Genomic DNA, 14,016 nt, shown 5'->3' with positions numbered 1-14,016 from the left:
GCCGCCCGATGGGGGCCCACCGTTCGGTTCGGCCCGGCGCGGCCCCCGGCGGCCGCACTCTCGATACCCTGGACACCAGGCTCGACGACGTGAAGGACGACTTGTGAATCGGCAGCCGCTGCGCCTGGCCATCATGGAGGCCACCCGGATCCTCACCGAGGCGGGCGTGGAGTCACCGCGGACGGACGCGGACCTGATCGCCGCGCACGTGCTCGGGGTCGATCGCGGGCGCTTGCCGATGGTGCCGCTGGTCGACCCGCCGGTGATCGAGGCGATCGGGCAGCTGGTGGCGCAGCGCGCCAAGCGGATCCCGCTGCAGTACCTCACCGGGTGGGCCGCGCTGGGCAACATCACGGTGAACGTGGGCCCCGGCGTGTTCGTGCCGCGGCCGGAGACCGAGCTGCTGCTGGACTGGGGCCTGAAGTTCCTCCACGGGCGCGAGTTCCCCGTGGTGGTCGACCTGTGCACAGGGTCCGCCGCGCTGGCCCTGGCGCTGGCGCACGAGCGGCCGGACGCCGTCGTGTACGCCGTGGACGTCGACCCGCAGGCGCTCGCGTGGGCCCGGCACAACGCCGACGTGCACTCCGACGCCGGCGACACCCCCGTGCGCCTCTACTCGGGCGACATCGCCGACCCGACGATGTTCGCCGAGCTCGACGGCCTCGTCGACCTGGTGGTCTGCAACCCGCCGTACGTCCCCGAGGGCACGCCCGTGCCCCCGGAGGTCGCCGAGCACGACCCGGCGCGCGCGGTGTTCGCCGAGGAGAGCGGCCTCGCGGTGATCCGCCACGCCATCGCGGCCGGCGCCCGCCTGCTGCGTCCCGGCGGCGGCCTGGCCATCGAGCACGACGACACCCACGGGTCGGCCGTCCCGGCGCTCGTGCGGGCGCGCCGCGTGCTCACCGCGGTCGAGGACCACCCCGACTTCACGGGCCGGGCCCGCTACGTCACCGCCCGCCGTCTGGGCTGAAACCGGGCGGAACCGGCGCGGTTCGCCGTAGTCTCTCGCGCATGGCCTGCCGGATCACCGAACTCGTCATCGACTGCGCCGACCCCCAGCGCCTGGGGGACTTCTGGTGCGAGGTCCTCGGCTACGTCGAACTCGGCTGGGAGGACGACGGCGATCTGGAGATCGGCCCGCCCGGCGGCTTTGGGGGCCCGCTGCCGACGCTCGTGTTCAGTCGCACCGATGAGCCGAAGCACGGGAAACTGCCGCTGCACCTCGACGTCAACCCGACCGACCGCGACCAGGACGCGGAACTCGAGCGGTTGCTCGCCGCGGGCGCCCGTTTCGCCGACGTCGGCCAGACGGGCGAGGAGTCGTGGCACGTGCTGGCCGACCCGGAGGGCAACGAGTTCTGCCTGCTCCGCCGCCGGGTCGACGCGGTGGAGGCCCCAGGCTGAACCGGCCGGACCACGCCCGGCTCGTCCCCGTCTGCCGTTCGAACGACACGTTCAGCCGGTACGGCACCTCTGTCCGACTTTCGTCGTGAGGCAATGGGGCGGATTTCGTTCGCAACCCTAACGATTCGCGGTCGACTGAATACCGTCGATCTTCGGGCCCGCCCGCCCCGGGGCGGCCCGATCGTGAAGGGGAGTGTGGATGAGACCCTCCTGGATCCCTGCCCGGCGCACGACGAGGCGCGTCTCCAAGGTGGCCGCGGTGGTCGCGGCCGTCGCGTTGCTGCCCGGGCTGACCGCCGGCACGGCGAACGCCGACACGTTCACCCGCGGCTGGCCCGCGCCGCTCGACTCGGCGCACTGGGTCGACCAAGCGGCCATGACGTGGAACGACTACCGCAAGGTCCCCGGTACGAACTGGGCCGACCCGTCGCTCGAACCCACCGAGCGCACGTTCAAGGGCGCCGTCGTGCTCGCGGACTACCCGGACGAGGACTTCGTGGTCACGAAGCCGCCGCACTCGACCGTGTTCGGCAACCCCGGCCCGTCGGCCGGCAACCTCGCCCGCGAGGACGTGGCGCAGTACTACCAGGACTTCCTCAACAAGCCGGAAACCCTCAACCACGGCCACACCATCAACGAGTACTGGATGGAGGACTCCGGCGGCCGGTTCGGTGTGGACCTCACCGCGTTCGGGCCCTACCGCATGCCGGGCAAGTCCTTCGAGTACGGCATGGAGTTCCAGGACAACGCGTGCCCGCAGGGCTCGACGTGCGACCGCGACCTGCGAACCGACGCGCGCGCCGCGTGGAAGGCCGACGTCGGTGCGCTGGCCGACCAGTTCGACTTCGTCTTCTTCCTCTCCGCGGGCCAGGACGAGAGCTCGACGTGGCAGGAGTTCGGCGAGATGAAGTTCGGCACCCAGGACGCGGTGCCGGACGAGTTCGGCCCGCCCGGCGACGAGACCCTGCCCAACTGGGCCGACACGCGCTACGTCCCGTGGACGTCGTGGGCCTCGGCGTCGAGCATCTGGCCCAACGCGCAGAGCGGTTCGTCCACGCAGGCCGAATCGTCCGGTCAGGGCACCTACGCCCACGAGTTCAGCCACATCCTGGGCATCGGCGACAACTACAACAACCCGTTCAGCGTGCCGCGCCAGCGTGACTACAGCGGCCCGTGGGAAATGCTGTCGCGCGGCAGCTTCAACGGCCCCGGCGGCCCGCACACGCGCTGGCAGATCCCGGCGACCGACGGCGGCTCGATGGGCGCGCACCACATGCTGCGCAACAAGGTCAAGCTCGGCATCGTCGACCCGGCCGACGTGCTGCAGCTCGACCGCGACCAGCTCGCCGAGACCGGCCCTGTCACGGCTCGGATCACCGCGCGGGAGTCAGCTCCGGAACCGGGTGCGTACACGGGGCTGAACATCGCGCTGCCGGGCGGCGACAAGTCGCCCAAGTGCGACCGCAACACCGACCCGCTGTGCGACGGTGGCGGCTACGACAACTACACGCTCGAGGTCGTCGACCGGATGGGCGCGGACTCGTTCCTGCCCGACTCCGGCGTGCTGCTGACCAAGACGAAGAACCGCGACGCGGCGCCGTTCGAGTGGGTCGTCGACGCGAACCCGCAGGACATCGGTCTCACCGACTACGTGAAGCCGGACGGCACGCCGGTGAAGATCACCGTCGGCGACTACCGGCAGCTCAACGACGCGGCGTTCAAGGCCGGCACGGGCGCCTCGGGCGCGTACGAGTACACCGACGAGGCCAACCGGCTGCACTTCCTGGTCACCGACCTCGCACGGGACCGCCGCGGTGTGCTGTCGTACACGGTCACCGTCGCCTCGCTCGACGGTTCGGGCCCGCAGGCGCGCGGTGCGCACCTGTGGCCGGCGCTGCCCGCCTTCACCGAGGGCGGGCTCGCCACGTGCGACTTCCGGTTGCTCAACACCGGCTCCGCGCGCGGGGCGAAGGCACCGTACGACAGCGACACCTACCGGCTGAGCGCGAGTACCGACGCGAAGGGCTGGGAGGTCCGGCTGCCCAACGAGCTGGCGACGGCGAAGTTCGGGCAGACCGCCCAGATCGCCGCCTACGCGAAACGGGCACCTGGCGCGCCGTACACGGCGCGGGTCAAGCTCACGGCCACATCGGTGAGCGATCCCGCGAAGACGAGCACCACCACCTGCACGGCCATCGGGTTCTGACCCCGCGTCCCCGGCACCTGACCACCGCATTCGGGTGCCGGGGACGAGGGCTAGGCTTCGCGGCATGAGTGCGGTGTACGACTGCAGCAAGCGCGAATCCCGGGCCGAAGGGCTGGCCGCCGCGGCGTCGGCGGTGAGGTCGAGCCGGCTGGTGGTCCTGCCGACCGACACCGTCTACGGCATCGGTGCCGACGCCTTCGACGCGGGCGCCGTGCAGGCGTTGCTGCGTGCGAAGAACCGCGGCCCGGACATGCCCGTGGGCGTGCTCGTCGGTTCGTGGTCCACAGTGGATGGTCTGGTGCTCGGCCTGCCGCCGCAGGCACGGGCGCTCGTGGAGGCGTTCTGGCCGGGCGACCTGTCGATCGTGCTCCCGCACGCGCCGAGCCTGCAGTGGGACCTCGGGCAGTCGCGCGGCACGGTGATGCTGCGGATGCCGCTGCACCCCGTGGCGCTGGAGCTGCTGCGCGACGTCGGCCCGATGGCCGTGTCGAGCGCCAACGTCTCCGGCCGCCCGCCGGCGTCCACCGCGGCCGAGGCGCAGGACCAGCTGGGCGACTCGGTGTCGGTGTACCTCGACGGCGGTTCGAGCGGCGAGGCTGTGGCGTCGTCGATCGTGGACCTCACGGGTGAGAATCCGGTGGTGCTGCGCGAAGGCGCGGTCACGCGCGCGGCGATCGCCGAGGTCATGGGCGTGCCCGTCGAGTCGCTCGCCTGAGCGGTCCACAGTGGCCCCGCGGACGGGAGGCTCCGTTGAACGGCGTGACACCCGGTCGCGGTAGCGTGACGCGGTGACTCGGACCCCCCGGCAGGCGTGACGCGGTCATGCCCCCTGTGCAAGGACTTCTCCCCATCCGGGAGTACCTCCTCGTCGCGCTGACCGCGACGGCGGTGACCTATCTGCTCACCGGCGTCGTCCGCCGCGTCGCGATCCGCATCGGCGCGATCGCCAACCCGCGCGCCCGCGACGTCCACGTGACACCGATTCCGCGCATGGGCGGTGTCGGCATCTACCTGGGCGTGGCCGCGGCGATGGGCCTGGCGCACCAGCTGCCCGCGCTGAGCCACGGGTTCGACGCCTCGCTCGACTCCGTCGGCGTGCTGCTTGCGGCCGGCGTCATCTCCCTCATCGGCGCACTGGACGACCGGTTCGAGCTCGACGCGTGGACGAAGCTCGCCGGCCAGGTGATGTGCGCCGGGATCCTCGTGCTGTTCGGCGTGCAGTGGGTGTCGTTCTGGGTGCCGTGGGGCGGCACCGGCGACTCGTTCGGCTCGGTTCTCGTGCTGGACAAGAACCAGGGCGCGCTGCTGACCGTCGTGATGGTCGTGGTGATGGTCAACGCGATGAACTTCGTCGACGGCCTCGACGGCCTCGCCGGCGGCCTCGGCTTCATCGCCGCGACGGCCACCTGCGCCTTCTCCCTCGGCCTGCTCGACAGCACCGGCGGCGACTTCGGCACCTACCCACCCGCCCTGATCGCCGCGACGCTGGCCGGCGCGTGTCTGGGCTTCCTGCCGTACAACTTCCAACCTGCCAAGATCTTCATGGGCGACTCCGGCTCCATGATGATCGGCCTCATGCTCGCCGGCGCGACCACGTCCGCGAGCGGCCGCGTCAGCTACACGCGCTTCTCGGCTTCCGACGCGCTCGCCCTGCTGTCGCCGTTGGTCGTGGTCGTGGCGGTGCTCTTCGTGCCCGTCCTGGACCTCGTGATGGCCGTCATCCGCCGCACCCGCCGCGGCGAAAGCCCGTTCGCGGCCGACAAGATGCACCTCCACCACCGCCTGCTCGAGATCGGCCACTCCCAGCGCCGCGCCGTCCTGCTCATCTACTTGTGGGCCGGCATCCTGGCCTTCGGCGCCGTGTCGGTGACGTTGTTCGACGACACGGCCGTGTTCTGGGTCATCGGGGCGGGTCTCGTGGTGGCCGTACTGGTGTCCCTGGTGCCCCGGTTGAGGGCGCGGCACCGTTCCGCGGGCTGAATTTCGCGAATTGGCTTCGCTTTTCAGGAATGACTCCTCGATCGGGTGAAAGCCCGCGAAGTGTTGACCATGATCACTTTCGGCGGCTAACCTTCGATGTGAGGGGTTAGAGGGGGACTGGGGAGTCCGCAGGCGTTTATTGGCGCCTTCGGCGTGTTTTGGTTCTGCTCTTTTCGCCTCATTTCGGTTGTCGAATGGGGAGGGGAAATCGAAATGAAGACGATGTCCAAGGCTGCGCTGGGTCTGCTTGCTGCCGGCGCGATGATGACGGCTGTTCCCGGCGTCAGCTCCGCCGCCACGTCGACGGTACAGGGACCTGCGAGGATCGATGGCGGTGCCGTCAACTGGACCTCATCTGCCGGTCACGGCTGTGGGGCGACCGGGGCGGACTGGAGCCGGTATTATCACCACTGCACGAACGACGGTCGGTCGGTCCAAGTTCTGGCCCGCTTCGTACTCGTCAACAACACCATTGCGTGTGTCGGCCCGGGCCAGACGGTCAAGGTCAGTGTCACCACCACGTACAGCTTGGACTGGAACGGTCAGACGTGCACCAATCCGGGTCAAACGTGGCCTGCGTGAATCGCTTTCCACAAAATGTACCGCCAGGCTGATCGGGTGAATAGCTACCTGCCAATTCCGTGACGGATCATCCGGTCGTCGAAATGAATTCCGCTGCCCGGGTTCGCGCTTGCGCGAACTCGGGCAGCTGTATGCGCGACCAAGCCGCGAGCCGGGGGTTCAGGAAGCCCTCCACCAGGTTCTCTACACTCGATGCCGAACCGAGTAGGGAGCCCAGCTGTGAGCGAAACCGAAACCTCGACCGAAGCGACGGAGAACCCGCACGCCAAGGTGGTGCTGCAGGCTGCTCGCGCGATGACGAGGGCTTCACTGCTGGTCACGCCGCCGGCGTTGCTCGTGTGCATCGTGGTGTTCAGCATCGTGTTCGGCCTGCACGGATTCCTGGGGTCGCTGGTCGGCGCGGCGCTCGCGATGCTGGCGATGCTGTCGACGCTGGGGCTGATGCGCTTCAGCGCGGGCCAGGACCCGATGTTCGTCATGGTCATCGCGCTCGGTGGGTACGTCGTGAAGGTCGTGGTGTTGTTCGCGGCGCTTTCGCTGCTGAAGGGCGTGACCGCGCTGCACCCGTTGTCGCTGGGACTCACCATGATCGTGGCCATCCTGCTGTCCGCCGCGGCCGAGTTCGCGGCCTTCCGCAAGACCAAGATCCCGACGATCCTCCCGTCCTGACCGGTGCTGGGGACCCTCGGCTACTCGTAGTGAGAGCGCGCTGCGGCAACCGGGTGTGACCTGAAACACATAGTCCGACTTCCGGGTGCTCGCCGCGATCGGGCAAGGCCTCCACCTGTGGTGTCGTGAAACCGGTCGCGCGCGTCCCGGACTTGGGTCCCGGATGGACTCGGGACCTAAGTCCTGAGCTGATCGGTTGGTATGAAGTACGCGTGTACGGCACCGATTGACCTGCTGGTAGGGTCCGCGTCAAGGGTGGCGGCCTCGCCCGCGCACTCCCTCAAACGAACCGCGACCAGCAGTGTGGCGCCCGGTGGTTCCGCCTCCTCAGCCCGCTGGTCCGAAGTGGATTGCAGGGCAGTGCTCTTGCGAGCCAACCTCTGTGCAGGGCATGAGAATCATTCACTGCGCGGTGGGTCCGGCCGCCTCCAGCGTGCTCGTGTGCATCGGGTACGTTAAGTCCAGATCGTGACGATTCCCCCGGCGGAGTGAACGCCGGCCGGGAGAACCGGGAGGAGCGCAGTGATCGCGCTGGTACTGACCGAGGGTGCGACTTTCACGCCCCCTGGTACTGATGCCTTCGAGCTGCCGCCGTTTTTGGGGTCTGGCGATTGGGGCTTGAACAAACCGAAGCTGCTGGTGATCATCGCTGTGGTCATCGTCGCCAGCTACTTCTTGGTGGCTTCGCGCAAGCTGAAGATCGTGCCCACCAAGGGCCAGTTCATCGCAGAGTCCCTCTATGACTTCAGCCGCAACAACATCACGCGGCAGCAGATCGGCTCGAAAGAGTTCAAGCCGTTCATCCCGTTGGTTCTCGCGTTGTTCACCTTCATCTTGCTGAACAACCTCTTCGGGATCATTCCGTTCTTCCAGTTCCCGACCATGGCGCGGATCGGCTTCCCGCTCGCCATGTCGCTGCTGGTGGTCTACCCGGTCTACCACTACGTGGGCATCAAGAAGTTCGGCCTCGGCGGGTACCTGAAGAACCAGTTGACGCCGGCCGGGATCCCGAAGTTCGTGCTTCCGCTCTACGGCCTGATCGAGTTCTTTCAGAAGTTCTTCATCACGCCGCTCACGCTGGCCATCCGTGTTTTCGCCGCGATGTTCGCCGGCCACCTGATCATCATCGTGTTCACCCTGGGCGGCACCTTCCTGCTCACGGAGACCTCGAGCTGGGCGCTCAAGCCGGTGTCGATCCTGGGCTGGGTCCTGGCAATCCTGATGACTTTCCTCGAGGCCTTCATCCAGGTGCTGCAGGCCTACATCTTCGCCCTGCTGTCGGCCGGGTACATCGGCGCCGCGCTGGCGTCGGAGCACTGAGAAACACACAAGCCCCCGATCCGCGTGAGTGCGCGGACCGAAGTGAAGGGAAACGCACGTGAGCAACATCGTTCTGGCCCAGGCCGCCGCCGAGACCGTGAACCTCAACAAGGGCCTCGCCGCAATCGGCTACGGCCTGGGCGCGATCGGCCCGGGCATCGGTATCGGCCTGATCTTCGCCGCGGTCATCAACGGCACCGCGCGTCAGCCGGAGGCCCAGGGCAAGCTGCAGGGCATCGGCTTCTCGACCTTCGTGCTCACCGAGGTGCTCGCCCTGATCGGTATCGTCATCTACTTCATCGCCTCCGCCTAGAGCTGAGTGAACTGCTCATCTCTCATCCAAAGGAGACGCTGTGCTGAAGACTGAGTTGGTGTTGGCAGCCGAGGGCTCCAACCCGATCATCCCGGACATCCCGGAGCTGATCCTCGGCATCGTCGCCTTCCTGATCCTGCTGTTCATCCTCAAGAAGTACGTCGTCCCGCGTTTCGAGACTGCGTACGAGGAGCGGGCGCAGAAGATCGAAGGCGGCATCGAGAAGGCCGAGAAGGCCCAGGCCGAAGCCGAAGAAGCGCTGGCCGAGTACAAGGCGCAGCTGGCCGAGGCCCGGTCCGAGGCCGCGAAGATCCGCGACGACGCGCGGCTCGAAGCCGAGCAGATCAAGGCGGAGCTGCGGGCCGAGGCCGAGTCGGAGTCCCAGCGGATCGTCGCGCAGGGGCAGGCCCAGCTGCAGGCCCAGAAGGCGCAGATCATCGCCGAGCTGCGGGCCGACATGGGCCGCAACGCGGTGGAGCTGGCGAGCCGCATCGTCGGCGAGTCGCTCGAGGACGAGGTGCGCCGCCGCGGCACCGTCGACCGGTTCCTGTCGGAACTGGAGACCGCCACCAACGGAGCGGGGAAGTAGACCAGAGATGACGCTGCATGCTGCGAGCCGTGAAGCGCTCGACCTCGCCGAGACCCGTCTCGGCGAGGTTCTGGCCGACGCGGGTACCGACCCCGCGACGGTCGGGGACGAGCTGCTCTCGGTCGTCGACCTCCTTGACCGCGAAATCGGCCTGCGCCGGGCGGTCAGCGACGCTTCGGCCAGCCCGGAGAGCCGCCAGGGCCTCGTCCGCCGGCTGTTCGACGGGAAGCTGAGCGAGCCGGCCCTGAAGGTGCTCGACGCCGTGGCGGGCAGCCGCTGGTCAAGCCCTCGCGAGCTGGTGGACGGGATCGAGTCCCTCGGCCGCTCGGCGCTGCTCACCTCCGCCGAGAAGACCGGGAACGTCGAGACCGTCGAGTCCCAGCTGTTCCAGGTCGCGCGGATCGTCTCGGGCTCCTCGGAGCTCGAGGCCGCGCTGTCCGACCTGGCCGCTCCCGCCGACGCCAAGCGGACCCTGGTCCGCGGGCTGTTCGCGGACAAGGTCGACGTGGTCACCGAGACCCTGGTCGAGCAGGTCGTGCGCCGCGCCAAGGGGCGCGGGGTCGGCAACGGGCTCGACAAGCTGGTCGCGCTGGCCGCGGAACGGCGTGAGCGCTCGGTCGCGTACGTGACCAGCGCCAACGCTCTCACCGAAGAGCAGCGGACCCAGCTCGGGTCGAAGCTCAACGGCATCTACGGGCGGACCCTCGCGCTGCACGTCGAGGTGGACCCCCGGCTGGGCGGCGGGCTCGTCGTCCGCGTCGGCGACGAGGTCATCGACGGCAGCACGGCCGGCCAGCTGGCGGCGGTCCGCCGCAGGCTGAGCCGCGCCTGACGGGTGCGCCCGCACCACAGACTTTGCACACTGGACAGAACAGAAGCGAGAGCGGGAACGAAATGGCGGAGCTGACGATCTCCTCGGACGAGATCCGCAGTGCGATCGAGAACTACGTCTCGAGTTACGCCCCGGATGTGAACCGGGAAGAGGTCGGCGTGGTCGCCGACGCCGGTGACGGTATCGCCCACGTCGAGGGACTCCCCTCGGCCATGGCCAACGAGCTGCTCGAGTTCCCGGGCGGCGTCCTCGGTGTGGCGCTGAACCTGGACGCCCGTTCGATCGGTGCGGCCATCCTCGGCGACTTCGAGACGATCGAAGAGGGCCAGCAGGTCAAGCGGACCGGCCAGGTCCTGTCCGTGCCGGTCGGCGACGGCTACCTCGGCCGGGTCGTCGACCCGCTGGGCGCGCCCATCGACGGGCTCGGCGAGATCGAGACCACGACCCGGCGTCCGCTGGAGCTCAAGGCCGCCTCGGTGGTCGAGCGCCAGCCGGTGTCCGAGCCGCTGCAGACCGGCATCACCGCCATCGACGCGATGACGCCGATCGGCCGCGGCCAGCGCCAGCTGATCATCGGTGACCGCAAGACGGGCAAGACCGCCGTCGCCGTGGACACGATCATCAACCAGAAGGCCAACTGGGAGACCGGCGACCCGAAGCAGCAGGTCCGCTGCATCTACGTCGCGATCGGCCAGAAGGGCTCCACGATCGCGTCGGTCAAGAAGTCGCTCGAGGACGCGGGCGCGATGGAGTACACGACCATCGTCGCCGCTCCGGCTTCCGACTCGGCCGGCTTCAAGTGGATCGCCCCCTACACCGGCTCGGCCATCGGCCAGCACTGGATGTACGAGGGCAAGCACGTCCTGATCGTGTTCGACGACCTGACCAAGCAGGCCGACGCCTACCGCGCGATCTCGCTGCTGCTGCGCCGCCCGCCGGGCCGCGAGGCGTTCCCCGGCGACGTCTTCTACTTGCACTCCCGTCTCCTCGAGCGGTGCGCCAAGCTGTCGGACGAGCTGGGTGCCGGCTCGCTGACCGGCCTGCCGATCATCGAGACGAAGGCCAACGACGTGTCGGCCTACATCCCGACGAACGTCATCTCGATCACCGACGGTCAGTGCTTCTTCCAGTCGGACCTGTTCAACGCCGGTCAGCGCCCGGCCATCGACGTGGGTATCTCGGTGTCCCGCGTGGGTGGTGCCGCGCAGGTCAAGGCGATGAAGTCGGTCTCCGGCTCGCTCCGCATCGACCTGTCGCAGTACCGCGAGCTGGAGGCGTTCGCCGCCTTCGCCTCGGACCTCGACGACGCCTCGAAGGCGCAGCTCGAGCGTGGTGCCCGCCTGTACGAGGTGCTCAAGCAGCCGCAGTACTCGCCGATCCCGGTCGAGGAGCAGGTCTGCACCGTGTGGCTGGGCACCAACGGCCACTACGACTCGGTCCCGACCGAGGACGTGCGCCGCTTCAACCAGGAGTTCCTGGACTCGGCCCGCCGCAAGCACACCGAGGTCCTCGGTGCGATCCGCGACAGCGGCAAGTTCGAGGACGACACGCGTGACGCGCTCGTGGCCGCGGTGAACGAGTTCAAGAAGGAGTTCACCACCTCCGAGGGCAAGCCCCTGGAGTCGAACGCCGACGCGATGGACGCCGACAAGGTCGGGCAGGAGACCGTCAAGGTCAACAAGCCCGCCCCGAAGAAGTGAGCTGATAGCTCATGGCCGCACAACTCCGGGAACTTCGGTCGCGCATCAAGGCGACCAAGTCGATCGGCAAGATCACGAAGGCGATGGAGCTCATCGCCACCGCGCGCATCACGAAGGCGCGCGCGAAGGTCGCCGCTTCCCGGCCGTACGCGGACGAGATCACCAAGGTGCTCTCGGCGCTGGCCGGTGCGGCGGCGAACCTCGACCACCCGCTCCTGGTCGAGCGCCCCAACCCGAAGCGGGCCGCGGTCCTCGTCGTCACCAGCGACAAGGGCCAGTGCGGTGGGTACAACACCAACGTGCTGAAGGCGACCGAGGAACTCCTCGCCCTGCTCCGTGAGGAGGGCAAGGAGCCCGAGGTCTACGTCACCGGCAACAAGGGCCTGAACTACTACCGGTTCCGGGGCCGCGAGGTCGTCGACAGCTGGACGGGCTTCTCCGACCAGCCGGCGTACACCGACGCGGTCGCGGCGGCGGAGACGCTGGTGGAGTCGTTCCTCGCCGGCACCGAAGCGGGTGCGCCGGGCGCGCTCGCCGGGGTCGACGAGATCCACGTCGTCTACACCGAGTTCGTCTCGATGCTGACGCAGCGCCCGATCGCCAAGCGGGTCGCCCCGCTCGAGGTCGAGTACACCGAGGGTGAGGAGCAGAAGCCCGCCGGCGAGCTGCTCCCCAGCTACGAGTTCGAGCCGAGCGCCGACAAGCTGCTGGGCGCGTTGCTGCCGAAGTACATCAACACGCGCCTGTACTCGGCGCTGCTGGAGTCGGCCGCGTCCGAACTGGCAGCCCGCCGCACCGCGATGAAGGCCGCGTCGGACAATGCGAACGACCTGGTGAACACGCTGACGCGGGAGGCGAACCAGGCCCGCCAGGCGCAGATCACCCAGGAGATCTCCGAAATCGTCGGTGGCGCGAACGCGCTCACCGCAGCAGGAAGTGATGACTGATGACCAGTACTGAAGCCCCGCGCGCCAAGGGGCGCATCGTCTCGGTGACCGGGCCGGTCGTCGACGTCGAGTTCCCGCGCGGTTCCGTCCCCGACCAGTTCAACGCGCTCAAGGTCGACATCGAGTTCGAGCAGCTGCGCAAGACCGTGACTCTCGAGGTCGCCAGCCACCTCGGTGACAACCTCGTCCGCACGATTTCGCTGCAGCCGCAGGACGGTCTCGTCCGCGGTGCCGAGGTCACCAACACCGGTGGTCCCATCACGGTGCCGGTGGGCGACAAGGTCAAGGGTCACGTCTACAACGCCCTCGGCGAGTGCCTCGACGAGCCCGGCTACGGCGAGGACCTCGAGCGCTGGGGCATCCACCGCAACCCGCCGCCCTTCGACCAGCTCGAGGGCAAGACGGAGATGCTGGAGACCGGCCTCAAGGTCGTCGACCTGCTGACCCCGTACGTGCAGGGTGGCAAGATCGGCCTGTTCGGCGGTGCCGGCGTGGGCAAGACGGTGCTCATCAAGGAGATGATCACCCGCGTCGCCCGGAACTTCGGTGGTACCTCGGTGTTCGCCGGTGTCGGCGAGCGCACCCGTGAGGGCAACGACCTCTTCCTGGAGATGTCCGAGGACGGCGTCATCAACGACACCGCCCTCGTCTTCGGCCAGATGGACGAGCCGCCGGGCACGCGTATGCGCGTCGCCCTGTCCGCGCTGACGATGGCGGAGTACTTCCGCGACGTGCAGAACCAGGACGTGCTGCTGTTCATCGACAACATCTTCCGGTTCACCCAGGCCGGTTCCGAGGTGTCGACCCTGCTGGGCCGCATGCCTTCGGCCGTGGGTTACCAGCCGACGCTGGCCGACGAGATGGGTCAGCTGCAGGAGCGGATCACCTCGACGCGTGGTCGCTCGATCACCTCGATGCAGGCGATCTACGTCCCCGCGGACGACTACACCGACCCGGCCCCGGCGACGACGTTCGCCCACCTGGACGCCACCACCGAGCTTTCGCGGTCGGTGTTCCAGAAGGGCATCTTCCCGGCGGTGGACCCGCTGGCGTCGACGTCGACGATCCTCGACCCGGCCATCGTCGGCGAGGACCACTACCGCGTCGCCTCCGAGGTCATCCGGATCCTGCAGAAGTACAAGGAACTGCAGGACATCATCGCGATCCTCGGTATGGACGAGCTCTCGGAAGAGGACAAGCTCACCGTTCAGCGCGCGCGCCGCATCGAGCGGTTCCTGTCGCAGAACATGCTGGTCGCCGAGGCGTTCACGCAGATCCCGGGCTCGACCGTGCCGCTGTCGGAGACGATCGAGTCGTTCGACCGCATCTCGAAGGGCGACTTCGACCACTACCCGGAGCAGGCGTTCCTGGGTATCGGTGGCCTCGAGGACCTCGAGAAGAAGTACAAGGAAATCACCAAGAAGTGATCTCCTGAGCGCGGCGGGGGCTGGGTCCACTGTGGACACCCGCCCCC

At 68.4% G+C, this 14,016-nt stretch carries 14 protein-coding genes; all 14 read left to right on the top strand.

Annotated elements, in window-relative coordinates; all coding sequences use genetic code 11:
- Window positions 1-103 precede the first annotated feature (103 nt).
- The 14 genes from prmC to atpD all read left to right on the top strand — a co-directional run bounded on the left by prmC (window position 104) and on the right by atpD (window position 13,969).
- Window positions 104-970 (top strand): peptide chain release factor N(5)-glutamine methyltransferase, encoded by an 867-nt coding sequence (gene prmC / locus ACFY1H_RS48485; RefSeq protein WP_366587538.1) that lies wholly within the window; start codon window positions 104-106, stop codon window positions 968-970.
- Between the two features lie 41 nt (window positions 971-1,011).
- Window positions 1,012-1,404 carry a VOC family protein gene (locus ACFY1H_RS48480; protein WP_366587540.1) on the top strand — a complete coding sequence of 131 codons (393 nt, stop codon included), beginning with the start codon at window positions 1,012-1,014 and terminating at the stop codon, window positions 1,402-1,404.
- A gap of 199 nt (window positions 1,405-1,603) precedes the next feature.
- The gene (locus tag ACFY1H_RS48475) at window positions 1,604-3,610 is read left to right on the top strand and encodes a M6 family metalloprotease domain-containing protein (protein WP_386956636.1); all 2,007 of its coding nucleotides are present in this window, start codon (window positions 1,604-1,606) and stop codon (window positions 3,608-3,610) included.
- A 64-nt stretch (window positions 3,611-3,674) separates the two neighbouring features.
- Window positions 3,675-4,325, top strand: coding sequence for an L-threonylcarbamoyladenylate synthase (locus tag ACFY1H_RS48470; protein WP_366587546.1), 651 nt, complete (start codon window positions 3,675-3,677; stop codon window positions 4,323-4,325).
- A 107-nt stretch (window positions 4,326-4,432) separates the two neighbouring features.
- Entirely contained in the window at window positions 4,433-5,590 is a 1,158-nt protein-coding gene (locus ACFY1H_RS48465) for an MraY family glycosyltransferase (protein ID WP_364056465.1), read from the top strand.
- Between the two features lie 213 nt (window positions 5,591-5,803).
- Complete coding sequence (locus ACFY1H_RS48460; protein WP_386956635.1) at window positions 5,804-6,172, top strand: hypothetical protein; 369 nt, start codon at window positions 5,804-5,806, stop codon at window positions 6,170-6,172.
- A 192-nt stretch (window positions 6,173-6,364) separates the two neighbouring features.
- Window positions 6,365-6,841 carry a hypothetical protein gene (locus ACFY1H_RS48455; protein WP_386956634.1) on the top strand — a complete coding sequence of 159 codons (477 nt, stop codon included), beginning with the start codon at window positions 6,365-6,367 and terminating at the stop codon, window positions 6,839-6,841.
- A gap of 522 nt (window positions 6,842-7,363) precedes the next feature.
- Entirely contained in the window at window positions 7,364-8,161 is a 798-nt protein-coding gene (gene atpB, locus ACFY1H_RS48450) for a F0F1 ATP synthase subunit A (RefSeq protein WP_366587552.1), read from the top strand.
- Between the two features lie 58 nt (window positions 8,162-8,219).
- The gene (locus tag ACFY1H_RS48445; RefSeq protein WP_366587555.1) at window positions 8,220-8,474 is read left to right on the top strand and encodes an ATP F0F1 synthase subunit C; all 255 of its coding nucleotides are present in this window, start codon (window positions 8,220-8,222) and stop codon (window positions 8,472-8,474) included.
- Window positions 8,475-8,514: 40 nt separating this feature from the next.
- Window positions 8,515-9,063: a F0F1 ATP synthase subunit B gene (locus tag ACFY1H_RS48440; protein WP_366587557.1), complete on the top strand. Its 549-nt coding sequence runs from the start codon at window positions 8,515-8,517 to the stop codon at window positions 9,061-9,063.
- 7 nt (window positions 9,064-9,070) lie between these two features.
- Window positions 9,071-9,895 (top strand): F0F1 ATP synthase subunit delta, encoded by an 825-nt coding sequence (locus ACFY1H_RS48435; RefSeq protein ID WP_366587559.1) that lies wholly within the window; start codon window positions 9,071-9,073, stop codon window positions 9,893-9,895.
- A gap of 62 nt (window positions 9,896-9,957) precedes the next feature.
- Entirely contained in the window at window positions 9,958-11,595 is a 1,638-nt protein-coding gene (gene atpA, locus ACFY1H_RS48430) for a F0F1 ATP synthase subunit alpha (RefSeq protein ID WP_366587561.1), read from the top strand.
- An 11-nt stretch (window positions 11,596-11,606) separates the two neighbouring features.
- Window positions 11,607-12,542, top strand: a complete 936-nt coding sequence (locus ACFY1H_RS48425) for a F0F1 ATP synthase subunit gamma (protein ID WP_366587564.1) — start codon at window positions 11,607-11,609, stop codon at window positions 12,540-12,542.
- Complete coding sequence (gene atpD / locus ACFY1H_RS48420; protein ID WP_360594667.1) at window positions 12,542-13,969, top strand: F0F1 ATP synthase subunit beta; 1,428 nt, start codon at window positions 12,542-12,544, stop codon at window positions 13,967-13,969. The genes ACFY1H_RS48425 and atpD overlap by 1 nt, the downstream gene beginning before the upstream one ends.
- Window positions 13,970-14,016 lie beyond the last annotated feature (47 nt).

The sequence above is a fragment of the Amycolatopsis sp. NPDC001319 genome (genome assembly GCF_042896185.1).
Classification (GTDB): Bacteria; Actinomycetota; Actinomycetes; order Mycobacteriales; family Pseudonocardiaceae; genus Amycolatopsis.
This window is presented reverse-complemented; position numbering and strand designations above follow the sequence as displayed.